Origin of the sequence: Neorhizobium alkalisoli, from assembly GCF_007829835.1 — a bacterium.
In the GTDB taxonomy this organism is placed as follows: Bacteria; Pseudomonadota; Alphaproteobacteria; order Rhizobiales; family Rhizobiaceae; genus Neorhizobium.
This window is the reverse complement of sequence record NZ_VIWP01000001.1, coordinates 828586-850938: the sequence shown is the minus strand read 5'-3', so window position 1 is coordinate 850938 and position 22353 is coordinate 828586. Positions and strand designations below refer to the sequence as shown.

19 protein-coding genes are annotated in these 22353 nt (G+C 61.7%); 3 read left to right on the top strand and 16 right to left on the bottom strand.

From position 1 onward, the window contains the following. Positions 1 to 139 precede the first annotated feature (139 nt). Positions 140 to 1309 (top strand): FMNH2-dependent alkanesulfonate monooxygenase, encoded by a 1170-nt coding sequence (gene ssuD, locus FHW37_RS03765; RefSeq protein WP_145632667.1) that lies wholly within the window; start codon positions 140 to 142, stop codon positions 1307 to 1309. A 51-nt stretch (positions 1310 to 1360) separates the two neighbouring features. Here ssuD and FHW37_RS03760 read toward each other — a convergent pair whose 3' ends face one another. Further along, positions 1361 to 2365: an inorganic phosphate transporter gene (locus FHW37_RS03760; protein ID WP_145632664.1), complete on the bottom strand. Its 1005-nt coding sequence runs from the start codon at positions 2363 to 2365 to the stop codon at positions 1361 to 1363. Continuing rightward, entirely contained in the window at positions 2365 to 3009 is a 645-nt protein-coding gene (locus FHW37_RS03755; RefSeq protein WP_145632661.1) for a DUF47 domain-containing protein, read from the bottom strand. Before FHW37_RS03755 ends, FHW37_RS03760 begins: the two co-directional genes overlap by 1 nt. A 97-nt stretch (positions 3010 to 3106) precedes the next feature. Between FHW37_RS03755 and FHW37_RS03750 the strand changes: the two genes are divergently transcribed. Beyond that, a complete protein-coding gene (locus tag FHW37_RS03750) occupies positions 3107 to 3622 on the top strand; it encodes an NUDIX hydrolase (RefSeq protein WP_145632658.1) in 516 nt (171 codons plus the stop codon). A gap of 118 nt (positions 3623 to 3740) precedes the next feature. After that, positions 3741 to 4187, top strand: coding sequence for an RrF2 family transcriptional regulator (locus tag FHW37_RS03745; RefSeq protein WP_145632655.1), 447 nt, complete (start codon positions 3741 to 3743; stop codon positions 4185 to 4187). Here FHW37_RS03745 and FHW37_RS03740 read toward each other — a convergent pair whose 3' ends face one another. The 14 genes from FHW37_RS03740 to sseA all read right to left on the bottom strand — a co-directional run bounded on the left by FHW37_RS03740 (position 4188) and on the right by sseA (position 22274). Continuing rightward, positions 4188 to 5405 (bottom strand): SfnB family sulfur acquisition oxidoreductase, encoded by a 1218-nt coding sequence (locus tag FHW37_RS03740; RefSeq protein ID WP_145632652.1) that lies wholly within the window; start codon positions 5403 to 5405, stop codon positions 4188 to 4190. 138 nt (positions 5406 to 5543) lie between these two features. After that, the gene (locus tag FHW37_RS03735; RefSeq protein ID WP_145632649.1) at positions 5544 to 6611 is read right to left on the bottom strand and encodes an LLM class flavin-dependent oxidoreductase; all 1068 of its coding nucleotides are present in this window, start codon (positions 6609 to 6611) and stop codon (positions 5544 to 5546) included. Continuing rightward, the gene (locus FHW37_RS03730) at positions 6608 to 7618 is read right to left on the bottom strand and encodes a C-terminal binding protein (RefSeq protein ID WP_145632646.1); all 1011 of its coding nucleotides are present in this window, start codon (positions 7616 to 7618) and stop codon (positions 6608 to 6610) included. Before FHW37_RS03730 ends, FHW37_RS03735 begins: the two co-directional genes overlap by 4 nt. Positions 7619 to 7710: 92 nt before the next feature. Further along, positions 7711 to 8271: an FMN reductase gene (gene msuE, locus FHW37_RS03725; RefSeq protein WP_145632643.1), complete on the bottom strand. Its 561-nt coding sequence runs from the start codon at positions 8269 to 8271 to the stop codon at positions 7711 to 7713. A 31-nt stretch (positions 8272 to 8302) separates the two neighbouring features. Then, complete coding sequence (locus tag FHW37_RS03720) at positions 8303 to 9484, bottom strand: acyl-CoA dehydrogenase family protein (RefSeq protein WP_145632640.1); 1182 nt, start codon at positions 9482 to 9484, stop codon at positions 8303 to 8305. A 118-nt stretch (positions 9485 to 9602) separates the two neighbouring features. After that, a complete protein-coding gene (locus FHW37_RS03715) occupies positions 9603 to 10706 on the bottom strand; it encodes an LLM class flavin-dependent oxidoreductase (protein WP_145632638.1) in 1104 nt (367 codons plus the stop codon). Positions 10707 to 10890: 184 nt separating this feature from the next. Then, positions 10891 to 11979, bottom strand: a complete 1089-nt coding sequence (locus FHW37_RS03710; protein ID WP_145632635.1) for an LLM class flavin-dependent oxidoreductase — start codon at positions 11977 to 11979, stop codon at positions 10891 to 10893. Next, positions 11976 to 13703, bottom strand: coding sequence for an ABC transporter ATP-binding protein (locus FHW37_RS03705; RefSeq protein WP_145632632.1), 1728 nt, complete (start codon positions 13701 to 13703; stop codon positions 11976 to 11978). Before FHW37_RS03705 ends, FHW37_RS03710 begins: the two co-directional genes overlap by 4 nt. Next, positions 13682 to 14524 (bottom strand): ABC transporter permease, encoded by an 843-nt coding sequence (locus FHW37_RS03700; RefSeq protein ID WP_145632629.1) that lies wholly within the window; start codon positions 14522 to 14524, stop codon positions 13682 to 13684. Before FHW37_RS03700 ends, FHW37_RS03705 begins: the two co-directional genes overlap by 22 nt. Then, on the bottom strand, positions 14521 to 15531 hold the full coding sequence (locus tag FHW37_RS03695; protein ID WP_145632626.1) for an ABC transporter permease: 1011 nt from the start codon (positions 15529 to 15531) through the stop codon (positions 14521 to 14523). Before FHW37_RS03695 ends, FHW37_RS03700 begins: the two co-directional genes overlap by 4 nt. A gap of 36 nt (positions 15532 to 15567) precedes the next feature. Further along, complete coding sequence (locus tag FHW37_RS03690; RefSeq protein ID WP_145632623.1) at positions 15568 to 17220, bottom strand: ABC transporter substrate-binding protein; 1653 nt, start codon at positions 17218 to 17220, stop codon at positions 15568 to 15570. 467 nt (positions 17221 to 17687) lie between these two features. After that, positions 17688 to 19991: a molybdopterin guanine dinucleotide-containing S/N-oxide reductase gene (locus FHW37_RS03685; protein ID WP_145632620.1), complete on the bottom strand. Its 2304-nt coding sequence runs from the start codon at positions 19989 to 19991 to the stop codon at positions 17688 to 17690. Positions 19992 to 20037: 46 nt separating this feature from the next. Further along, positions 20038 to 21414, bottom strand: a complete 1377-nt coding sequence (locus tag FHW37_RS03680) for an FAD-binding oxidoreductase (protein ID WP_145632617.1) — start codon at positions 21412 to 21414, stop codon at positions 20038 to 20040. Continuing rightward, positions 21411 to 22274 carry a 3-mercaptopyruvate sulfurtransferase gene (gene sseA / locus FHW37_RS03675; RefSeq protein WP_145632614.1) on the bottom strand — a complete coding sequence of 288 codons (864 nt, stop codon included), beginning with the start codon at positions 22272 to 22274 and terminating at the stop codon, positions 21411 to 21413. Before sseA ends, FHW37_RS03680 begins: the two co-directional genes overlap by 4 nt. Positions 22275 to 22353: the final 79 nt, after the last annotated feature.

The following is a 22353-nucleotide window of genomic DNA, read 5'->3' as shown; positions in this document are numbered from 1 at the left end:
CTACTCTGACGGGAAGAGAATTTTGCGCTGGCGCACCTGATTAGGCCGTCAGATCTGTCGAGCGTCCGGGCTTCCCAATAACCTGTCAGTCATTCCAGCCCGGCCATAAGTGGTGCGCGCGTTGACGAAGGATCATGCCATGGCGACGAACAGCCAACCGCTCGATTTTCTCTGGTTCATTCCCTCGTCGGGCGACGGCGCCTATCTCGGGTCGGATGCTCTGAGCCGACCGGCCGATCCGGGCTATTTCCGGGAGATCGCTCAGGCTGTCGACCGGCTCGGTTATTCCGGCGTGCTGATCCCGACCGGAGCCGCCTGCGAGGAATCCTTCATCCTTGCTGCCGACCTTGCAGCGCGAACGGAGAAGCTCAAGTTTCTCGTGGCGATCCGGCCGGGCGTCGCATCGCCTTCCTATTATGCCCGCCTGACCTCGACGCTCGACCGTATCTCGAACGGGCGGTTGCTTTTGAATATCGTTGTTGGAGGAAGCGCGCAGGAACTGGCCGGTGACGGCATCTTCCTGCCGCATGACGAGCGTTATCTGCATGCGGGCGAATTCTTTGAGGTCTTCAACAAGCTGATCGAGACGGGCAGCGCGCATCTCGACGGCAAATACATTCAGGCGCATCACGCCGAACTTGGCCTGCCGCCCTTGCAGGATCCGCGCCCGCCGATCTATTTCGGCGGATCATCCGATGCCGCCATCGATTTTTCCGCGGGTATTATCGACAAATATCTCACCTGGGGCGAACCGCCGGCCCAGGTTGCCGAGAAGATCGCCAAGGTCCGCAAGGCGGCCGCCGCGCTGGGCAGGCAGGTGACCTTCGGCATCCGGCTGCATTTCATCGTTCGCGAGACCGACGAAGAGGCCTGGGCCGATGCGGAGCGCCTGATCTCCAAGCTTGATGATGCGACGATCGCTGCCGCGCAGGACGTGTTTGCCAGGAACTCGGACTCGGTCGGTCAGGCGCGCATGGTCGCGCTTCACAATGGGCGCCGCGACAAGCTGGAAGTTTCTCCCAACCTCTGGGCCGGCGTCGGCCTCGTCCGCTCCGGTGCCGGTACTGCCCTTGTCGGTTCCGCTAAGACGGTTGCGGCGCGGCTTCGGGAATATCAGGACCTCGGCATCGATACGGTGATCGCGTCCGGTTATCCGCATCTCGAGGAAGCTTACCGGGTTTCGGAACTGCTCTTTCCCGAACTCGGCCTTGCCGGGCCGCGCAACCAGATCCGTTCGTCGTTCGGCAAGCGTCAGGTTTTCGGCGGCGGCGGCCATGGCGGCAATGTCCGCGTGGCCTCGGGATCGTAAGACGCCGGCTTCCGAAGGAGAGACCCTCCAGTTTGGAGGGGCTCTACCTCCTCAGCTCATCCAGTCGATCAGCTTGTAGGCTGCTGCCGAGATGATCATCGCCGCCGGCATGGTTACCACCCAAGCGATGACGATATTGCCGGCAATGCCCCAGCGGACGGCGGAAACGCGGCGAGCGGCACCGACACCGACGATCGCCCCGGTGATCGTATGCGTGGTCGAGACCGGGATGCCGAGCCAGGTCGCCCCGAACAGCGTCAGCGCGCCGCCGGTTTCGGCGCAAAAACCCTGCATCGGATTGAGCCGGGTGATCTTCGAGCCCATGGTATGGACGATACGCCAGCCGCCGAAAAGCGTCCCGAGCGCCATGGCCGACTGGCAGGAAATTACCACCCAGAGCGGAACGTAAAAGGTCGAGCCCAGCTGCCCCTGGCTGAAAAGCAGTATGGCGATGATGCCCATTGTCTTCTGGGCGTCATTGCCACCATGGCCAAGGGAATAGGCCGACGCCGAAATGAACTGCATGTAGCGGAAGGTGCGATCCACCGCGAATGGTGTCTGCCGGACGAATAGCCAGGAGACGATCAATACGAGAATGAGCGCGAGGAAAAATCCGATTGCCGGCGACAGAAAAATTGCGCCCACCGTTTTCAGAAGGCCGTTCCAGACGATCACGCTGAAACCGACCTTCGCTAGGCCCGCGCCGACGAGGCCGCCGACAAGCGCATGAGAGGAGCTGGAGGGAATGCCGAACATCCATGTGACGATGTTCCAGACGATCGCTCCGATCAGCGCCGCGAAGATCAGTTGCGGTGAGACGATCGACGGATCGATGATGCCGGTCCCGAGTGTCTCGGCAACATGGAGGCCGAAGAACAAGAAGGCGATGAAGTTGAAGAACGCGGCCCAGGCCACGGCATATTGCGGCCGCAGCACCCGGGTCGAGACGATCGTGGCAATGGAATTTGCCGCATCGTGCAGGCCATTCAGGAAATCGAAGAAAAGGGCGACGCCAATCAGGCCGACAAGCAGCGGAAGGCTGAGAACGGCATCCATCAGACGTTCTCGATCAGAATGCCGCTGATCTCATTGGCAACGTCCTCGAAGCGGTCCACCACTTTCTCGAGGTTGCCGTAGATCTCGCTGCTGATCATGTAGGCCATCGCGTCGCCGGTGGCGCCGTGCTGGCGGAACAGGTCTTTCAAACCTTCGTCATGCAGTTCGTCCGACCGGCCCTCGACGCGGGTGATCTCCTCGGCAATGCTCGAAAGGCGCTGCGCATTCGCACCAAGCTTGTCGAGAAGAGGGATGGCTTCCGCAATCAGGTCTGCTGCCTTGACGATCTCGCCGCCCATCTGCTGCATCAGGGGGGAAAAGCTGGTCTGCTCGAACAGCCGGATCGTTTTCACTGTCTTGTGCATGGTGTCGATGGCATCATCCATCGACTGGATCAGATCCTTGATATCGCCGCGATCGAACGGCGTGATGAAACTGCGCCTGACCGCCTGCAGCACCTCATGGGTAATGCGGTCCGCTTCGTTTTCCAGTGCCACGATGCGTTCGCAATTTTTCTCTACACCCTGCCCCTGCAGAAGCTCGTTCAGGGCATGTGCTGCCTCGACGACCGTCTTCGAATGGTCGCGAAACATATCGAAGAACTTGTCTTCGCGGGGCATGAGCTTACGAAACACGCTCATCATGGCGCTGGCCTTTCCATGTGGATGACTGTCATAAATCTGTCATAAAACTCTACAGGCAATTGATACACAAAGGGAAATTTGACAAGCTCCGATCGACATGAAACCCAGGAAAAAGGGCCGGAAATCGCGCCCGACCTCATCCCAAAATCTGCTGAGAGAGCTTGCGCAGGAGCCCGGCAAGCTGTTCACCGGTGCTTTCCGGGTGCAATATGGTGCGCTGTGTTTTCGTCAGGTTGAAGGAAATTCCGGGATCGAAATCCTCGTGATTACCTCCCGCGACACCGGCAGATGGGTCATTCCCAAGGGTTGGCCGATGAAGCGAAAGAAGCCGCATCAGGCCGCCGCCACGGAAGCCTGGGAGGAGGCCGGTGTCCGCGGCAAGGCAAACAAGGTGACCGTCGGCCGCTACATCTATTTGAAAGAACTGGACAATGGCGATGTCACGCCGGTCATGGTCGAGTTGTACCAGGTCAAGGTCACGGAGATCCGCGAAGACTTCAAGGAAAGAGGGCAGCGCGTTCTGGCCTGGGTCAGCCCCGACGAGGCTGCGCGGCGGGTTCGCGAGGTCGAGCTGAAGTCCGTGCTAGTCCACTTCAAGCCGATCGAAGGCTGATGTCCAGGATATGGCCCGTTTGTTGGACCACTCCGGATTGAAGCTTTTCCGGGCCTCCTGTATCGATCGTTGTTACAGGCAAATGATCGCGGCCGCTTCCGGCTGATTTGGACTTTCGATGCTGACCAAAAAAGGCAAATACGGGTTGAAGGCGCTGATCCATCTCGCCAAGCTCGAACCCGGCAAGACCGCTTTCGTCAGCGAGATTGCAGAGCAGAACAATATTTCCAAGAAGTTTCTCGATGCCATTCTTCTGGAATTGCGCAAGGGCGGTATTCTGCGATCCAAAAAAGGGCCGGGTGGGGGCTACGCCCTGTCGAAACCCGCCTCGCAGATCTCCATCGGCCAGGCCGTCCGTATTCTCGACGGCCCGCTCGCGCCGATCCGCTGCGCCAGCAAGACGGCATTCGAACCTTGTGACGACTGCGCCGATCCGGAAGACTGTCAGGTGCGGCATTCGATGACGGAAGTCCGCGATGCCATTTCCGCCGTTCTCGACAACATGACGCTGGAGGAAATGGCCGCCAAGCGGTCTATGCCGTCCACCGAAAAGCAGGCGCTTTGATCAGAACTGGCCGTTCGGTCGCGGCAGCCTGCCATTGAGGTGAAAATCGCCGATCGCATGGTGCTTCCAGCGGACCGGGTCGTGAACCGTATGGGTTCGCGCGTTGCGCCAGTGGCGGTCGAGATTCAAATTCTCGTCCGTCGCCGAGGTTCCGGCAAGCTCGAAGAGCGCGTTCGTCGCTTCCAGGGCTGCTTCTGTCGTCAGGATTTTTGCCGCGGCCACCGCAAGCGATGCTTCTGCCGCCGCTTCCGGCGATGGCGAGACCTGGGCCATGTCCACCTTGCGGCCGGCACGCTCGATCACGGCTGCAGCCGCCTCTATCCTGACGGCGATCGATCCGGTCTTTGCAACGGTCAGCGGATCGTCGCTGGCGGTCTCGATGCCGAGATTGCGATTGCCGCGCGACCGGTTCTTGACGAAATCGATCATGTCGGCAAAGGCAGCGCGGGCAATGCCGAGATCGACGGCAGCATGCAGAAGCTGGCCGAGTGATCCGAGCGGTGCCGGCGTTTCGAAGGCCTTGTCGTAGGCGATGACGGAATCCGCCGTCACATAGATATTGTCGATGGTGACTGTGCCGCTGGCAGTCGTTCGCTGGCCAAACCCTGCCCAGTCATCAGTGATCGTCAGGCCATCCGTTTCGCGCGGCACGATTGCCATCACGGTCCGGTCCTGCGGATCGAGCGCGAAGACCGCGATCCAGTCGGCAAACAGGGCGCCGGTCGAATAATATTTCTGGCCGGATATCCGATAACCGGGACCGTCCTCGACCAGTCTCGTGCCGATCACGCCGGCAGCGTCGGTGTTTTTTTCGGCAAGGGCATTGGCGAAATGATCTCCCGACAGTGCCCTGGTGAAGAAATAGCGCTTCTGCTCCTCGCTGCCGGCAAGCCGGAGGACTTCGAGAATGTAGAAATGGTTCTGTGGGATCTGGCCGACCGAACTGTCGGCCTCTGACAGGATCGCCAGAACCTCGGCCAGAAACGGGTTGGAAATATCCGCGCCGCCGTAGTCTGCGGGAACGGTGACGCCGAGAATGCCGGACTGGGCGGTCAGCTCCATCTCCTGATGCGGCAATATCCGCTGGCGGTCGCGCAGGCTCGATCCGATACGGATTTCGTTCGCGAGCGCCCTCGCGGCGTCGATCGCCTCGTCCTCGGTTCGTATATGAGGGGCCACGGCCCTGAGCTTGTTTGCCAAGTTGATGACCCTGCTCATCGTATTCTCCCTGGGCAACCTCCCCGAATTAACGCAGCATTCAGCCACGGAGCGGTTGTCTGGAGAAGGAATAAACCTTCAAATAGCGAGCCGAACTGAGCCGTTTTTTCTCGTTATCCGTCTTTTCCTGCCGATATGTCAGATCATGAGCGGAAGCAGCTTGCTGCCCTGCCGCTTTATCTCCGTCAGATAGGGGGTGTCGGAGAGCACGAAATGGCTAATCCCGAGCGCCTCATATTTGCGCAGCGAGCGGGCCACATCCTCCGCGGAGCCGACAAGCCATGTGGTTCCCGCTCCGCCACCACCGAATTTGCCCGGCGCGGTGTATAGATTGTCATCCAGTACATCGCCCCGGCCGGTAAGGTCGAGCAGGCGCTTTTGGCCGACAGCGATGCCGTGGCGGTGGTCCTGCCAGCTTCCCGCCGATCCCTCGGCCATCTTCGCGACCTTGGCTTCGGCATCCGCCCAGGCCTGTTCGGTCGTGTCGCGGACGAGCGTCGTGATCCGCAGCCCGAATTCGAGCGGCGGCAGGTCGCGGTCGAGCCTTGCACTCAAGGTCTTCAGCCGTTCGATCCGCTCCCGTAGACCTTCAAGCGGCTCACCCCAGAAGAGCTGGACGTCCGCCTCGGTTGCGGCGACCTGTTCGGCGGCCTCCGACGCGCCGCCGAAATAGAGTTTTGGATGGAGACGATCGCCGATCTGCGCGGGTCTTGGCACGACAGTCGAGCCGGAAACCTGAAAATGGTCGCCGTCGAAGGTGACGTCTTCTTCGGTCCAGAGCCTGCGGACCAGCCGCATGAATTCTTTCGTGCGCGCATAACGCTGCGCCTGATCGCCTTCCGTGTCGCCATAGGCCGCAAGCGCATCCGGCCCGGAGACGACATTGACGCGCACGCGACCGCCGCTCAGCTGGTCGAGGGTCGTGGCGGCCGATGCAAAGTTTGCCGGCTTCCAATATCCCGGTCTGGCGGCGATCAGCGGCTCGAAGGTCGTGGTGCGGGCGACAAGCGCGGTCGCCAGCGTGAACGTGTCGGGACGGCCCCAGCCTGTGCCGATCAGGGCGCCTTTCCAGCCGTGCTCCTCCATCGCTTTTGCCTGGGTGGTCAGCGTGTCGAGACTGTTGTGATCCGGAGCGGTGACATCGCCGCGATGACCGGCTTTTACGTCATTGGGAATGTACCAGAGGAACTCGGATTGGTTTGTCATGACCTGTCCGTGATCCGATTTCGAAGCCTGCCCTCGTCGAGCAGTATTTTTACCGTCTTTGCAGCATTCAGGCGCATCTCGACGGCGGCATGGTCGGAATAGAAGGCATTGTGCGGCGTGATCACCAGCCGGCCTGCGAGCCAGTCCTCGCGATTCCGCCAGGCGGTCAGCAGGGCGTGGTCACCGGGCGGCTCTGTGACCAGGGTGTCGATCGCTGCCGCGGCAAGATGCCCGCTCCGGAGCGAGGCTTCGAGCGCGTCAAAATCCTCGATCAGTTCGCCGCGCGCGGTGTTGACGATGATGGCGCCGGGCTTCAAGCGGGCAAGTCCGTCCTTGCCCAGAAGGCCACGCGTCTCGCCATTCGCAGGACAATGCAGGGTGACGATATCCGCCTGCTCGAACAGCGCGTCCAGCCGGTCGATGCGCTCATATCCGATGGCCTTTTCATGGCCCGGCGGTTGACCCGGGTCGTAGCCGAGAATGCGGAAACCGAAGGGCTTTAACCGGTTGATCACCGCCGTGCCGATCCTGCCGACGCCGACAACGCCGACCGTCGCCTTGTTCGAGCGGGAAAGCGGCTTGAGGCTGTGGACCTGCCATCCGGATCTATAGGCGCGGGCGCGGGCATCATGTTCCCAGAGCCGCCGATGCAGGGAGAGGATCATCGCCAGCGCATGATCGGCGACTTCCTCCGTGCCGTAATCGGGATTGTTGGCGAAGGGAATGCCGGCTTTGGCCAGTGCATCGAGGTCGATCTTCTCGTAGCCGACACCATAACGCACGACGCCGCGGCAACGGTTGAGATGCGCGATGCTCTTGGCTCCGAGCCGTGCGCCCCAGACCATCAGGGCATCAAGCCGTGCCAGGCGTTCGGGCGAAAACGACGCTTCGTCGGTACTGGCGAAAAAATCGATCTCGACATCATCGCCAAGTACTTCTGCCTCGAGATCGGGCGTGCCGATCATGTGATCGGTTATGCCGACCACATATTTTCCTGCTGCTGTCATGATCAGAGATATGTATCGGAGATCGCTGGGGCTCTATTCATGACCCACATTCCGCACGTTACTGTTTCGATGAAAGCGGGAGCGGTCATCGCTCATTCCGCTGCGATCGCTGCCGAGAGCGAGCGAGCGCTCAGAAGCAGCGAAGCTTCGCCAAGCGCCTGGTTCACGCGGTTCAGGATCGCGGGCGAAGGCGCGCCGTCTGTGAAATCGCGGCCTGATGCGTAGATCGCCGTCGGCGTCACGAAGGCCTCGAAGAATGCGAAGAGCGGGCGCAGCTGATGCTCGACCACGAGCGAATGCCGGTCGCCGCCGCCGGTTGCCGTCAGGACGATCGGCTTGCCGCGCAGGTCTGAAGGATCGAGCAGGTCGATGACGTGCTTGAACAGGCCGGTATAGCTGCCCTTGTAGGTTGGCGATCCGATCACGAGCGCCTCGGCATTGATGATCGTCCTGATGACGCGCCGTGCGGCGGGATCGAGATCCGCCACGGATCTTGCCGCCGTCAGCGAGGTTCCGAGATCCTCGATATCAAAGACCTCGTGCTTGAGGCCCGCCTGCTTTGCCAGTGCCTCCGTCACGCTCTCGACAAAACGCTTCGTGCTCGAAGGGCGGGAGATATTGCCGGAGAAACCGACGATCAGGTTGTTGCTCATTCAGGTTCCTTTCAAAAATGGGTTTGCCGGGTCAGGCTGTCTTCAGAATGGGTAGCTGTTCCGGATAGTCCGACCGACTTGCTTCCGCTTTGTTCCAGCGATCGAAAGCGGCGCGGCCAAGAATGGCGACGGACGTATCCTCCTGCGGCGCATGAACGAGGACGGACTGGATATCGCGAAAGTGTCGCTCAAGGCCGAGATCGGCATTGAGGCCGGGATTGCCGATGCCGCGCACGGCGATCTCAACCGCATCGCGGATCTGCCGGCCGGCCAGCAGCCGTGCCCTGATCAGTCTTTCCGCATCGCCGAGATTGTTTTCGAGCGCGCCAAAAATAATCTGGCGGGCGCCGGAGACCAGGAGGTCGATCTCGCCCGAAAGATTGATGAAACGCTCGGTGCGGGCGATCGGATGGCCCAGATTGGCAGGAACGCGTTCATGCGCAAAACGGATGAAGGCTTCCTGTGCGGCTTCGGCGGCCCCGAGATAGATTGCGGTCAGCGCCAGCGTGATCGCCGCATGGCCTCGGTTATCCTGCTGGGCGACGGATGGATCGACGAGCTCCAGCACGTTTTCCGCCGGAATTTCGACATCGGTATATTCGACGTCATGGGAGCCGGTGGCGCGCATGCCGAGGCTCTTCCAGTTTTCGATGACCTTGATGCCGGGCAGGCCGTTCGGCACGACGAAGGTCCCAACGCGCGCCTGCACTTCGTCCGTATGGGCCCAGACGAGGAAATGCGTGAGGCCATGGGCGCCCGTGACAAAACGCTTGGTGCCGCTGATCGACCAACCGTTTGCCGTGCGGCGGGCGCGCGTTGCCGGCAAGCCGCCGCGGGCGGGAGAACCGAGTTCCGGTTCGACACGCGCGGCATTGAGGAGCAGCGGCTGCTGCCGTGCCTGCCCCAGCAGATGCCGGTAGAGACCGTCCGGCCAGTGGCTCTTCGTCGCCTGTCCCAGATGGTTGAAGATCGTCATGGCGCTGATCAGCGCCACTGACGGATCGCCGCGTCCGAGTTCGGCGAGAATATGGGCGGCAGTGCTCAATGTGCCGCCGGGGCCGCCATAACGGGTGGCGACAGTGCTTTCGAGAAGGCCCGCCTGATGAACGGCGCGAATGCCGGTCCAGGGAAACTGGCCGGTCTGGTCCGCTTCGGGTGCGGCCTCGGCGAGAACACGCACGGCAGCATCAAGGGCGATTGGATCATAGGACATGCGGTTTGCCTTCTGGCTTCAGGAAGAGAGGGCACCCGTCACGAGAAGACGGATGGCCGGCTGCATTGGAGAAAGGAAGCGGGAGTGCTGGTCCGGTAGCGGTGCCGGACCACCGGCATCAGGCCGCGGCCTTCCTCTTTGCTTCTTCCCGTTCGCGAATGCCTTCCCGCACGAGCGGCAGGACGTAACGCCCGTAATCGACCGCATCGTTGTAATTGTCGTAACCTCGGATCGAGATCAGGTCGGCGCCGAGATCGATATAGTCGAGGATGGAATCGGCGATCGTCCGCGGCGATCCGACCAGCGCGGTGGTGGCGCCGCTTGCATTGGTGGCGGTCACGGTCGGATACCAGAGCGCTCGGTCATGCACATCGCCGCGCTTGGCGATTTCCAGCAGACGCTGCGAACCGACATTGGCCGGAGCCGGCGCGTTGAGCGGAGAGCGGTGGAGGCCCTTCTGGCGGTTCTCGTTCAGGCGATCCAAGACCCTGTGCGCCTTTTCCCAGGCCAGATCATCGGTTTCGGCAACGATCGGGCGGAAGGTGACCCAGATACGCGGGCGGTCCGTGCGGCCGGCCTTGGCGGCCTCGGCGTAGATGCGTTCGATCTGCTGCTTGGTTTCCGCAAGCGGCTCGCCCCAGAGGCCAAAGATATCGCAGAGCGAACCGCCGATGCGATAGGCGGCATCCGACGAGCCGCCGAGCGAAATCGGAATGAGGCCATTGGTCGGGCGCACGGCGCTGCGGAACTGCTTGAACTGGTAATATTTGCCGTCGAAGTCGAAGGGCTCCTTCGACGTCCAGGCGAGGCGCAGGATGCGGATATATTCTTCCTGCCGCTCGTAGCGTTCCTCCTTGTTGAGGAAATCGCCTTCACGCGCCTGTTCCTCGTCGCTGCCGCCGGCAATGAAGTGGACGACGACGCGGCCGCCACTCAGCTGGTCGAGGGTTGCGAGCGATTTGGCGGCGACCGTCGGATAGACCGTGTTCGGCCTCAAAGCGACGATGATCTTGATGTGCTTCGTATGGGCGAGAACCGTCGCGCCGAGCGTGAACGGATCGAAGGATGACGAGGAATAGGGGATCAGCGTGTAGTTGAACCCATAATCATCGAGCGAGCGCGAATAACGCTCGAGATAGTTCGGATCCACCGGCGCATCGGGAATGGGGTTCAGGTCGTTCGATGCATTGGGAAAACTTACGCTGATGAATTCCGCAGTCATGGGTCGCTCCTTGAGATTTTGAGACCGGGATTTTGGGTCTGATATTTTCAGGCAATGAGGGAAGGTTAAGCAGCGACAGGGAAGTCAGGAAGACAGGTCTTTCTTTTTCTATCGATTATGTAGAAAATATTCTCTGCCGCTGTCCTTGAACGAGGTTGGGCAATCGCGATTGCGGTTTTGCCGCTTAAGCGGCGGGGGCGGGCGACCAGCCGAAGAGCGGCGCGACCGTGCCGGCGAGATCGGTGAGCAGCCGCACATTTTCAGCAAGCCCGAAGGCTGGTGGCAGGAAGAGGACAACCTCGTCTGCGGCCGCGAGGCCGGGATCGTTGAAGACCGCGTCGATCACCTGATCGGGCGTTCCCTGGAAGACCGGAGATATTTGCGCGCCAGCGGGTGTGCCTGGAGGCGCAAGTGCACCTTTCGGACGCGATGCGGCGATGCCATTGGTTCGGCGGTCGAGATCATAGGCCGCATATTTTTCCCGAAGCTCGGCCGTGGTGCCGACCAGAATGGAAGCGGCGACGGCGACCGATGGCGGTTCCGTTTGCCAGATGCGGCGCCAGGTGCTGCGATAGGCCTCGATCAGCCGGGCCTGATACGCCCCAAAACTTTCGCCTTCCTCATGGTCGTGCAGGACGGTTCCGGTAATCAGGCCGATGCCGAGTTCCGCGGCCTGAATCGCCGAGGAAAGGCTGGCCGAACCCTGCCGGATGCGGTTTCGCAGCGTCGGACTGTGCGGCGTCACACGTAGCTCGGCCCCCAGCGCTGCACCCTGGACCGGTTCGGTGACGGTGTGTAGGACCTCGCCGGAAATCGCTGCGAGAAAACGGGCCTGACGGCGTTTTGCTTCGGTGCGGGCGTCGGTATCGGCGGTTCCGAACACGGCGTCGAAGGCACCATTGGCACCGGTCGCGATGGTAAGCTCAAGCCTGCCGTCAATCAGGAGATCCGTCGTGCCGGCCGCTTCGGCAAGCAGGATCGGGTCCTGATAGCGCATCGGGATGACCGCCGATCCGAGGGTGATGCGTTGCGTATGTTGGCCGACAGCGGCGAAGAACGGCAGTGGGGAGGAGAGATAGTGGTCGAAATGCCGCTGATAGGCCCAGCCGGACTGGTAGCCCAGCCTCTCGGCCTCCTTGAACAGTTCGATGCCATCGCGCAGCCCCTGCGCCGGCCCGGCATCGTCGTTGAACGAGACGCGGGTGTTGAAGCCGAGCCGCTGTTTCGGGTGAAAATATGCAGGCAGCGTGCCCGCGGGTGCCGCGATGGTCATGCCAACTGCTCCTGTCTCAGATGCTGCCGGGATACCGGTTGCGGCTTGCGCGCCGGTTCGGTGATGCCGGATGGGATCGATTCCAGCAGCGAGGCGGTATAGGCGTGCTGCGGATTGCCAAAAATATCTGTGACGTTGCCGTGCTCGACGATCCTGCCTCGCTGCATGACGGAGACGGTGTGAGCGAGCTGGCGGACCAGCGCCAGGTCATGGGAGACGAAGATATAGGTGAGGCCGAGTTTTGCCTGCAGCGATAGCAGCACTTCGACGATATCGGCCTGGACGCTGACATCGAGTGCCGATGTCGGTTCGTCGAGAACGATGACGTCGGGTTTCAGCACCAGCGAGCGGGCAATCGCCACGCGCTGCCGCTGGCCGCCTGACAGGGCGCCCGGCTTGCGGGTCAAAAGATGGTCGGCAAGCCCAACATTGGCGAGCGCCTCACGAACATGTTTCGTGCGTTCTTCCGGCGTGCCGATTTTGAAGCGGTCGAGTGGCTCGCGGACGAGGTGTTCGACGCTCCAGGTCGGGTCGAGCGAGGTGAACGGGTTCTGGTAGACCAGCTGAAGATGCCGCCAGACGGCGCGGAGCGATGTGGCCGAGCGACCGGAAACCTGCTCGCCGGCAACGGAAATCGTGCCACTATCCGGCTCTTCGAGACCCAGCAGAAGCCGGATCGTCGTTGTTTTGCCGGAGCCGGATTCTCCGACCAGTGCATGGGTGGTGCCGGCCGGGACCGAGAAGGAGACGTCATCGACCGCGGTCAGGATCTTGCCGTCGACCGCAAATTTTTTGGTGACGGCACTGACTTCGATCTTCGGTGCTTCGTCGGCATCGCGCAGGCGCAGGCCGGTTTGGCGCAGCCGGGCATAACGGTCCGGATTGAGGGCCGGAACGTCAGCATGCAGCTTTCTGGCATAGGCCGAGGCCGGTGAGGAGAAGACGGACGATGTCCGGCCCGCCTCCTGCACCACGCCGTTCTTCAGAACAACGAGACTATCCGTCCGTTCCGCTGCAATGGCGAGGTCATGGGTGATGAGAAGCAGACTGATATCGAGATCGTGCTGCAGGCGCGACAGGAGGTCGAGGATCCGTTTCTGGATCGTCACATCGAGCGCGGAGGTGGGTTCGTCGGCCACCAGCAGTGCCGGCCGCGGCAGGACGGCAAGGCCGATCAGCACACGCTGAAGCATGCCGCCGGAGAGCTGATGCGGATAGGAGTCGTAGACCCGCTGCGGATTGTCGAGCCCGACCTGCGCGAAAGTTTCGAGGATGAGGGCCTTGCGGATGGCCGCATTCGGCTCGTCCGTCAGCGCTGCGGCTTCCATTGCCTGCACGCCGATCGTTCGGACCGGATTGAGCGCGTTGCCGGGATCCTGCGGAACAAAACCGATGGCGCGGCCCCTTAAGAGACGGAACCGGCGCTCGGGAAGCGCCAGAAGGTTCTGTCCGTCAAAGCCGACATCTCCGCGCGCCGTGGCGCCTGCGGGCAGCAGCCGCAGGATGGCACGGGCAATCGTGGATTTGCCGGACCCGGATTCGCCGATCAGCGCCAGGCTTTTTCCGCGTCCAAGCTCGAAGCCGACACCGCGGACGACTTCCTGTTTGCCATAGGAAACCGAAAGGTCGTTGACCTCGAGCAGCGGTGCGGCAGCGGGTTGCGGTAGGGGCGCCAGTGTCATTGCGTCAATGAGCGTGGCGGTCAGTCTGTTTTGCGAAGCCATCGGCTGATCCTGTTCACTGAGAGGACGGTTAAGATGGTGACAAAGGCGGGGGCATAAACGAGCCACGGCCATTTCAGATAATCCTTGCCGATCGAGATCAGCAGGCCCCAGTCGGAGGCAGGCGGCGGGTCGCCGTAGCCAAGGAAGGCAAGGCTGGCGATCACCAGGATGGATTCACCGAACTGCAGAACGGCCAGCGGCAGCACCGAGCGCGATGCATTCGGAAGCACGTGCCGCCAGAGGATGTACCAGCGCGATCCGCCGGAGAGATATGCCGCCTCGACGAAGGTCGCCTGCCGGGTCTTCAACACTTCGGCGCGGGTGACGCGGGCAAAAATCGCCACGGCCGAAACGCCGGTGGCGATGGCGGCATTGATGGTCTCGAAGCCGATCGCGGTGACGATGATCACGGCGAGCAGGAATTTCGGGATCGACAGAAGCACATCGACCAGCCGGGCGAAGACGACATCGACCCAGCCGCCGAGGAAGCCGGCAAAAAGACCGATAAGCCCCCCGACGACCACCCCGATCACGACGGCGACAAGCGCGCTCGAGACGGAAGAGGCCGTGCCATAGACCACGCGAGTATAGACGTCGCGGCCGAGGTGATCGGTGCCGAACCAGTGTGCCAGGCTTGGGCGGAGAAGCTTGTCCGCCGGCACGCCGGCGACTGGGCTATGGCTGGTAAAGAGGCCGGGTGCGACCGACCAGGCAATCACGATCGCGATGATGACAAAGGAAAGTGCCACGATCGGCGGCATGCGAAGCGCCGCAAGCCAGTTGACGCGATTGATGCCGGATGATGCGGAAATGAAGGTCATGGGGTCACCGCCTTGGTCGCACCGATGGAGGGTTCGTCCGCCGTGGTCGGCTGGCGTTTCGCGCCGCCGAGGATTTTTACGCGCGGGTCGAGCAGCGGATAGAGAAGGTCGGCGATCAGGTTGACGAGCACGAAGACGACAGCCCCGAGCGAAACGACCGCCTGCAGCACGGGCAGGTCCTGGGTGCTGACGGAGCGCTGCACGAGACTGCCAACGCCGGTGCGTCCAAAGACGGTTTCGGTGATCAGCGAGCCGCCGAGAAGCTCACCGATGGTCAGCGCGACGGCGGTGACGACCGGCAGTGAGGCGGGTTTCAGCAGGTGTTTTGCGAAAAGCCGTGCCTGGCCGATGCCGCGGCTGCGGGCGACCGCGGCATATTCCTGCTCCGCTTCCTTGTCGAGATTGGCGATGAGGACTTCGGCGATCTGGGCCGAAACCGGAATGCCGAGCGCGATCGCCGCAAACAGCGTTGCCCAGAAACTGTTCGGATTGATGACGCGGAAGAGACCGAGCTGGAAACCAAAAAGATGGATCAGTACGAGGCCGATGACGAAGTTCGGCACCGACAGGAAAAGCGACGGGAAACCCCGCAACAATCCCTGGCCGTAGCGCCTGGGCACGAAGCGGGTGCCATAGGCAACCGCGAACGCAAGGATCAGCGCGACAGTGAGCCCGGCCGATGCCAGGATCAGCGTCGAGGGAAGAACCTCGGCGATCAGGGTCGAGACGGGCCGGGTGGACCGCATCGACATGCCGAGATCGCCGGTGAGGAAGCCGGACAGGGCGTTCCACAGCTGCACGATGATCGGCTTGTCAAGGCCCTGCGCCGCGATGATCTCGGCGATTTCCTGCTCGCTAAAGCCGTTCTGCGGGTTGCGCAGCACGCTGGTGATCGGGTCGCCAGGCAGGATGCTGACGACCACGAAGGTGAAGACATAGGCCAGAAGGATGACGACGACCGCCTGGCCGAGCCGTTTTCCGGCGTAGGTTAGGTAAGCATTGCTCATGCCGTTCCCCCTTGCGTTACTCGGTTGCTTTTGGGGTCAATCGACGATGAAGGCCGTGTAATAGCTGGCATAGGCGACGCCGTTATAGACCTCGCCCCTCAGCGTCGGCGACTGCACGTAGATGCGCTGGACGATCTGCGTGCGCGGGATGAAATAGCCCTGGTCTAGGACGTAGTGCTGCAGGTCGTTCAGAAGCGGGCTGCGCTCTTCGATCGAGCCGGCACCGGCGATCTGGTCGCGCAGATCGTTGAGCTTCGCGTCGCTTTCGCCGAGCCCGAACCAGTTCTCGCCATTGTTGGCATTGGTGAGGATGCTCGCCACCGTGCCGGCATCGATGAAGCTGCGCGTGACTTCATAGGCCGGCACGTTCGTGCCCGCGAATTTCACCTTTTCGCCGAAGGTGACGACGTCATAGGCGCGGATATCCACCTTCCAGCCGACCTTGCTGAGCTGCTGTGCGATCAGCTCGTCGACGGATTTCGAGGTTGCGAGATAGGGATTGGAATGCAGCGTGATTGCCAGCGGCTTACCATCCTTGCTGCGGATGCCGTTCGCACCCTTCACCCAGCCTGCCTCATCGAGCAGTTTTTCCGCCTTGGCCTGATTGTAGGCGAGAAGAGCACTCTGGTCGGTCGCACCAGGGACATTGCTCTGGATGAAGGAGGTCGCGAGCTTCCAGTCGGGCGTATAGACCGTGTCGATGATTTCCTGGCGGTTGATCGCGGCCTGAAGCGCCTGGCGGACCTTGACGTCGTCATAGGGCTGGAACTTGGTATTGACTGCCCAGCCGTTGACGAAGCCGAGATAACGTGGCGTCGAGATGGTGAAACCCTCTTCCTTCAGCGACTTCAGTTCCTGAGGCGAGGCGTTGTAGGCGACATCGGCCTGTCCGGACTGGACGGATGCCACACGCAGCGACGGTTCGTTGACGAGCTTGTAGGTGATCGAGTCGAGGAAGGCCGGGCCGGTATGGCCGACGGCTGCCGGACCCCAGTTGTAATCCTTGCGCTTGACCAGCTTGACGAAATCACCCTCCTTCCAGCTGTCGACCACATAAGGGCCGCTGCCGGCGGTCTTGCTGAGGTCGGCCTGCTGCGAGGCGGGCTGTGCGATGGACTTGGGAGAGATCAGGATCGAGCCGTGATATCCGAGGGTCGGCAGGAAACCGAGTGTCGGCTTCTTGAAGAAGACTTTTACGGTCGCGGCATCGACGGCCTCCGAGCGCTCATAGGTCTTTGGGAAAAGCCCGATCGGGTTGATGCCCTCGTTCTTGCGGCCGGCATACCAGATGTCGAGATTGGCAACGACGGCCGCGGCATCGAGCGGCGTGCCGTCCGAGAAGCTCACGCCCTTCTTCAGATGAAGCGTGAATTCGGTTGCCTTGTCGTTCTGCTCCCAGCTTTCCGCCAGCCAGGGGCTGACCTTGCCGTCTGCGTCGACATAAAGAAGCTTGTCGGTCACATGGCCCCAGATATGGCCCTGAAAACTGGAAATGGCGCTGTTATTGGGGATCCAGGTATCGCCAAGAGAGTCGATCAGGAAGGTGATGTCGCCGCCATCACGCGGGGTTTCCGCAGCCTGAGCGGGGTTGAACAACGAGGGAGCAATCAGCGCGGCTGCGGCTGCCACAGAGGTCGTGATCAGCAGGCGCCGACGGGAGAGGGAGATAAGGGAGGAGCGTTCGGTCATGGGAGATATCCTGATTTTTCGGTTTTGTCTTGCCTGGGCTTCGGGCCAACGCTGCCTTGCGTCGCACTTCGCGTTCCCGGCGATTTGAGAAAACAGGGCATGGGTCATCGTTTCCGCCGACTGCGTGGTCGGGCGGGTTGGACGCTTGCCTGTTGATGGAAGAGCGCTTCTCAGGCCAGCTCAGTGGCGGGAAGCGGTTACGGCGCTGCCGTTATCGCGCGGCCTTGCAAGGCTGCTGGACTCGGGGAGCGCGCGGGCTAGTACATTCTCCGGTCATGTCGCGTTCCTCTCAGGTGTGATGAATGCCATGACGCACAGCCTAGCAGGGCGGTCCGGATGAGAAAGACTGGTTATTCTTTTTCTATGGATTTTGTGGATTATTTTGTCGCGGTTTTTGGCGATGCGGGGATTGGCGTTTCAGGAGGCTTTGGAATGCAATCGGCGGCCTTTGTTGGCCGCCGCCCTGATCATCGCGATGGTTCGAACACCATCGGCTCGAAAATCCGCACCGGCGGCAGCTCGTCTACAAACCGCTCGGCTTCGACGCGGGTAATCTGTCCTGTGCATCCCTGCGCCAGTTTCGACGTCCCGATATCCCGGGTGAGGATATTCGGATTGCCATGGATGCAGGTGGCGTTCTCGGCATGTCGATCATGCGGCTCGAACCATGCGCCGGTCGAAAGCTGCATCACGCCCTGGCGCACATCCTCGCTCAACACCGCGGCGGCAAGGCAGCTGCCACGCTCGTTGAACAGCCGGATAATATCGCCATCCTTTATGCCACGCCGAGCCGCGTCGGCCGGATTGATGCGGACCGGCTCGCGGTCGCGGATCTTCGTCGAGCGGCTGAAATCGCCGTAATCGAGCTGGCTGTGCAGGCGCTGGTGCGGCTGGTTGCAGACCAGATGCAGCGGATAGTCGCTGTTCTCGGATACCGATGCCGATCGCGACGGATACCAGTGCGGATGGCCGCGGCAGTCGTCGTAACCAAAACCTTCGATCGTTTGCGAAAAGATCTCGATCTTGCCGGATGGGGTCTGAAGGGGAGAAGCTGACGGGTCTTTGCGGAAGGCCGTTGCCGGCCCACCTTCGTCGGATCTCAGCGGCAGCCGCAGCTCGCCGCGTTGCCAGAAGGTCTCGAAATCCGGGGCATCATATCCGCCAGCGTCCAGCGCGGTACGGGTGGTCTCGAACAGGAAGGAAAGCCACTCTCTGGACGTGCGGTTTTCAGTGAAGGCGTCGAATTTTCCGAGCGTGCGCGCGATCTCAGAAAAGATGTCGTAATCGTCCCTTGCTTCGCCGACCGGTTCGATCAGCTTCTTCATGGCGACCATCAGGTCGTCGCGGTCGGCTGCGCCGATATCGTCACGTTCGAGCGTCGTCGTTGCCGGCAGCACGATATCGGCGTGGCGGGCGGTCGCCGTCCAGGCGGTTTCATGGACGATGATCGTTTCGGGGCGCTTGAAGGCAGCCCGCAGGCGATTGAGGTCCTGATGGTGGTGAAACGGATTGCCGCCTGCCCAATAGACAAGGCGGATATCCGGATAGCGCAAAGCCTGACCATTATAGTGATACGCGCCGCCCGGATTGAGCAGCATGTCGGCGATCCGCGCGACGGGTATGAAATCCGGAACCGGGTTCTTGAACTGCCCGAAGGTCGGCAGGGGCACCGCGAGCTGGCGCTTGCCGATATTGCCGAGCGCACCGAGCGAATAGGAATAACCGCCGCCGTCCAGTCCCATCTGGCCGAGCATGGCAGCAAGCACGATGCCCATCCAGACCGGCTGCTCGCCATAATCGGCCCGCTGCAGCGAATGGCTGACGGTGACCAGCGTTCTGGAGCGCGCCATGGCGCGTGCCAGTTCCTCGATGGTCGCGACATCGATGCCGCAGATGCCGGAGGCCCATTCGGCAGTCTTCGGCAGACCATCGGATCGGCCAAGCAGATAGTCCTCGAAACGGTCGTAGCCGACCGTATAGCGCTCCAGAAATTCGCGGTCGTGCAGCCCTTCGGTCGCCAACACATGGGCAAGGCCGAGCATCAGCGCCACGTCGGTGCCGGGAATGATCGGCTGCCATTCGGCGCTCACCTCGGCCGGGAAATCGTCCTTCAGCGGGCTGACGGATACGAAACGAGCACCGCGCGCGCTGGCGCCGGAAAGCTTTTGCCGCACGATATGTGCGCCGATGCCGCCGCCATGGACATCGGCATTCTTGATCGCCATGCCGCCGAAGGCGACGACGAGTTCCGTGCTCCGTTCGATCGCATCCCATGTCACGCTCTTGCGGTCGAACGTGTCATACGGCCCCAGAACATGCGGGATGATGACCGAGGCTGCGCCGGAACTGTAGGTGTTGACGGATCGGACATAACCGCCCAGGACGTTGAGGAAACGATGCACCTGGCTCTGGGCATGGTGAAAACGGCCGGCGCTCGACCAACCGTAGGATCCGCCGAACACGGCCGTCGGACCATGCTGCGTGTAGACACGCTGCAGTTCCTTCCCGACATGGTCGACCGCCTCCTGCCAGCTGACTTCGACATAATCATCGGCGCCACGCTTGCCTGCATTGCCGGGTGCGCCTTCCAGCCAGCCACGCCGGATCGCCGGCCGCCTGATGCGGGCGTCACTGTTGGCGATCGCTGGAATATTGCCCAGGAGGGGCGACGGATGCGGATCGCCGGGATGCGGCTTGATCTCAAGCGTGCCGTTTTCATATCGCCCGGAAAAGGCTCCCCAGTGAGAGCTGTGGGGTTTGAACACGTTCATGGCGACATCCTTGGCGGTCGAGGCGTTTCATAAGAGCCGGACAGGTTTAACTCGGCAAGACTTTTCCGGGGTTCATGATGCCGGCCGGATCGATGGCATGTTTGATGACGGCCATCAGGTCGACGGCATCGCCATGTTCGGCCCTGAGATAAGCGATCTTGCCGGTACCGACGCCGTGCTCACCCGTCGATGTGCCACCGACCGCGATCGCATATTGCACCATCTTCTTGTTGATGGCGGCAACTTCATCAAGTTCGGCCTGGTTTGCCGGATCGACGGCGAAGACGACGTGATAGTTGCCGTCGCCGACATGGCCGAGAATGGCTGCCGGGACACTGCAACCGACAAGCAGCTCGCGTGTCTTCAGGATGCAGCCGCTCAGTTCCGAGACGGGCACGCAGACGTCGGACGACCACCCCTTGGCATTTTCACGCTGGGAAACGACGGCGTAAAAGGCGTTGTGGCGGGCCTTCCAGAGGCGGTTCCGCTCTTCCGGCGCGTTGGCCCATTCGAAATCCTTGCCGCCGTTTTCCTCGACGATCGCGGCAACCATTTCCACCTGTTCCTGCACGCCCGCCGGCGAACCGTGAAACTCGAAGGCAAGCGTGTCCTCGATCTTCAGCGACAGGCCGGAATAGGCGTTGACGGCCTTGATCAGACCGCGGTCCATCAGCTCCATGCGGGCGACCGGAATGCCGAGCTGGACGACCTGAATTGCGGCGGCCACGGCCTGTTCGACACTTTCGAACGAGCAGAGCGCGGCCGAGATCGTTTCGGGAATCCCATAGAGCCGGAGCGTCACCTCAGTGATGATGCCAAGCGTGCCTTCGGCGCCGACGAAAAGCCGGGTCAGGTCATACCCTGCCGAGGATTTGCGCGCCCGGCCGCCAGTGCGGATGATGTTTCCGTTTGGCAGCACGACCGTCAGGCCCAGCACGTTTTCGCGCATGGTGCCGTAACGCACGGCATTGGTGCCCGATGCGCGCGTGGAGGCCATGCCGCCGAGCGAGGCATTGGCGCCGGGATCAATCGGGAAGAACAGGCCCATGTCGCGCAGATGGGTGTTCAGCTGCTCGCGCGTAACACCGGCCTCGACCGTGCAGTCGAGATCTTCCGCGCTGATGCGGGTAATTTTTGCCATGCGCGAGAGGTCGATCGAGATGCCGCCACGCACGGCCGTCAGATGGCCTTCGAGCGAGGTCCCTGCGCCGAAGGCGATGACGGGGACGCCCTCAGCCGCACAAAGGCGCACGATCTCGGCGACTTCTCCCGTCGTCTCGGCAAAGATGACGGCGTCCGGAATTGCCGGTGTGTGGTGGGACTCACCGCGGCCATGCTGTTCGCGCAGAGCCTGCGACGTCGAAAACCGGTCCGCAAAGCGATTGCTCAGGGTTTCGGTGAGGGAGGGCGGAAGCTGGCTCATTTTGCGGAACCCGTTTCGACCGGCGTATCGCCCGGCTGACCCCATTCGGTCCAGGCACCGTCATAGATGGCGACATCATCCTTGCCCGCGAGATGCAGACCGAAGGTGAGGGCCGCTGCCGTCACGCCCGAACCGCAGCTTGCGATGACGGGCTTGGAAAAATCCAGGCCGGCTGTCTCGAAAGCCTTGCGGATTGCCGGGATGTCGAGGATCTCCCCGGTCTCCGGATTGGTAAGCGCGTTGAAAGGAAGGTTGAGACTACCCGGAATATGGCCGGAGCGCAGGCCCGGACGTGCTTCCTTTTCGTCGGCGGTAAATCGTCCGGCGGAACGTGCGTCGATCACCTGTTCGGCATGGCTGTCGAGATTGCCGAGAACCTGCGCCTTGGAGCGGACGGCCGAGGGATCGAAGCTCGCGCGGAAGCTTCCTTTGGTGACAGCGGGTAGAGCATCCGTAACGGGGCGGCCTTCCGCCAGCCATTTGCGCAGGCCGCCGTCGAGGACTGCGACCTTGTCATGACCAAAAGTCCGCAACGTCCACCAGACACGGCCGGCCGACATCAGGCCGGGCGTGTCATAGACCACGACGATGCTGTCGTTGGAAATGCCGAGATCGGCGGCATAACCCTCGAAAGCTGCGGCCGAGGGCAACATGTGTGGCAGCGTGGTGTCGTGATCGGCAATCCTGTCAATATCGAAGAAGCGTGCGCCGGGAATGTGCCGCGCGGCAAAATCTTCGGCGGCGATGGGCGTGACGCCCGGAAGCTTGAACGAACCGTCGAGAATGACGAGGTTGGCATCATCAAGATGCGCCGCCAGCCATTCGGAGGAGACGAGCGAACCCGGAAGGGAAAGGGACATGGAAAACTCCGGAAATATGTTTCTGGCATGTACCGACTTGCGCTGCTGTCGCTACGCAGGTCGGCTCGGAGCCAAGCAG

Excerpts from the sequence above, each read along its gene's own strand:
- FHW37_RS03730 (WP_145632646.1), bottom strand. The coding sequence starts at position 7,618 with ATGACAGCAGCAGGAAAATATGTGGTCGGCATAACCGATCACATGATC.
- ssuD (WP_145632667.1), top strand. The coding sequence starts at position 140 with ATGGCGACGAACAGCCAACCGCTCGATTTTCTCTGGTTCATTCCCTCG.
- FHW37_RS03700 (WP_145632629.1), bottom strand. The coding sequence starts at position 14,524 with ATGACCTTCATTTCCGCATCATCCGGCATCAATCGCGTCAACTGGCTT.
- FHW37_RS03755 (WP_145632661.1), bottom strand. The coding sequence starts at position 3,009 with ATGATGAGCGTGTTTCGTAAGCTCATGCCCCGCGAAGACAAGTTCTTC.
- FHW37_RS03720 (WP_145632640.1), bottom strand. The coding sequence starts at position 9,484 with ATGTCCTATGATCCAATCGCCCTTGATGCTGCCGTGCGTGTTCTCGCC.
- msuE (WP_145632643.1), bottom strand. The coding sequence starts at position 8,271 with ATGAGCAACAACCTGATCGTCGGTTTCTCCGGCAATATCTCCCGCCCT.
- FHW37_RS03695 (WP_145632626.1), bottom strand. The coding sequence starts at position 15,531 with ATGAGCAATGCTTACCTAACCTACGCCGGAAAACGGCTCGGCCAGGCG.
- sseA (WP_145632614.1), bottom strand. The coding sequence starts at position 22,274 with ATGTCCCTTTCCCTTCCGGGTTCGCTCGTCTCCTCCGAATGGCTGGCG.
- FHW37_RS03750 (WP_145632658.1), top strand. The coding sequence starts at position 3,107 with ATGAAACCCAGGAAAAAGGGCCGGAAATCGCGCCCGACCTCATCCCAA.
- FHW37_RS03715 (WP_145632638.1), bottom strand. The coding sequence starts at position 10,706 with ATGACTGCGGAATTCATCAGCGTAAGTTTTCCCAATGCATCGAACGAC.
- FHW37_RS03710 (WP_145632635.1), bottom strand. The coding sequence starts at position 11,979 with ATGACCATCGCGGCACCCGCGGGCACGCTGCCTGCATATTTTCACCCG.
- FHW37_RS03740 (WP_145632652.1), bottom strand. The coding sequence starts at position 5,405 with ATGAGCAGGGTCATCAACTTGGCAAACAAGCTCAGGGCCGTGGCCCCT.
- FHW37_RS03680 (WP_145632617.1), bottom strand. The coding sequence starts at position 21,414 with ATGAGCCAGCTTCCGCCCTCCCTCACCGAAACCCTGAGCAATCGCTTT.
- FHW37_RS03735 (WP_145632649.1), bottom strand. The coding sequence starts at position 6,611 with ATGACAAACCAATCCGAGTTCCTCTGGTACATTCCCAATGACGTAAAA.
- FHW37_RS03760 (WP_145632664.1), bottom strand. The coding sequence starts at position 2,365 with ATGGATGCCGTTCTCAGCCTTCCGCTGCTTGTCGGCCTGATTGGCGTC.
- FHW37_RS03705 (WP_145632632.1), bottom strand. The coding sequence starts at position 13,703 with ATGGCTTCGCAAAACAGACTGACCGCCACGCTCATTGACGCAATGACA.
- FHW37_RS03745 (WP_145632655.1), top strand. The coding sequence starts at position 3,741 with ATGCTGACCAAAAAAGGCAAATACGGGTTGAAGGCGCTGATCCATCTC.
- FHW37_RS03685 (WP_145632620.1), bottom strand. The coding sequence starts at position 19,991 with ATGAACGTGTTCAAACCCCACAGCTCTCACTGGGGAGCCTTTTCCGGG.
- FHW37_RS03690 (WP_145632623.1), bottom strand. The coding sequence starts at position 17,220 with ATGACCGAACGCTCCTCCCTTATCTCCCTCTCCCGTCGGCGCCTGCTG.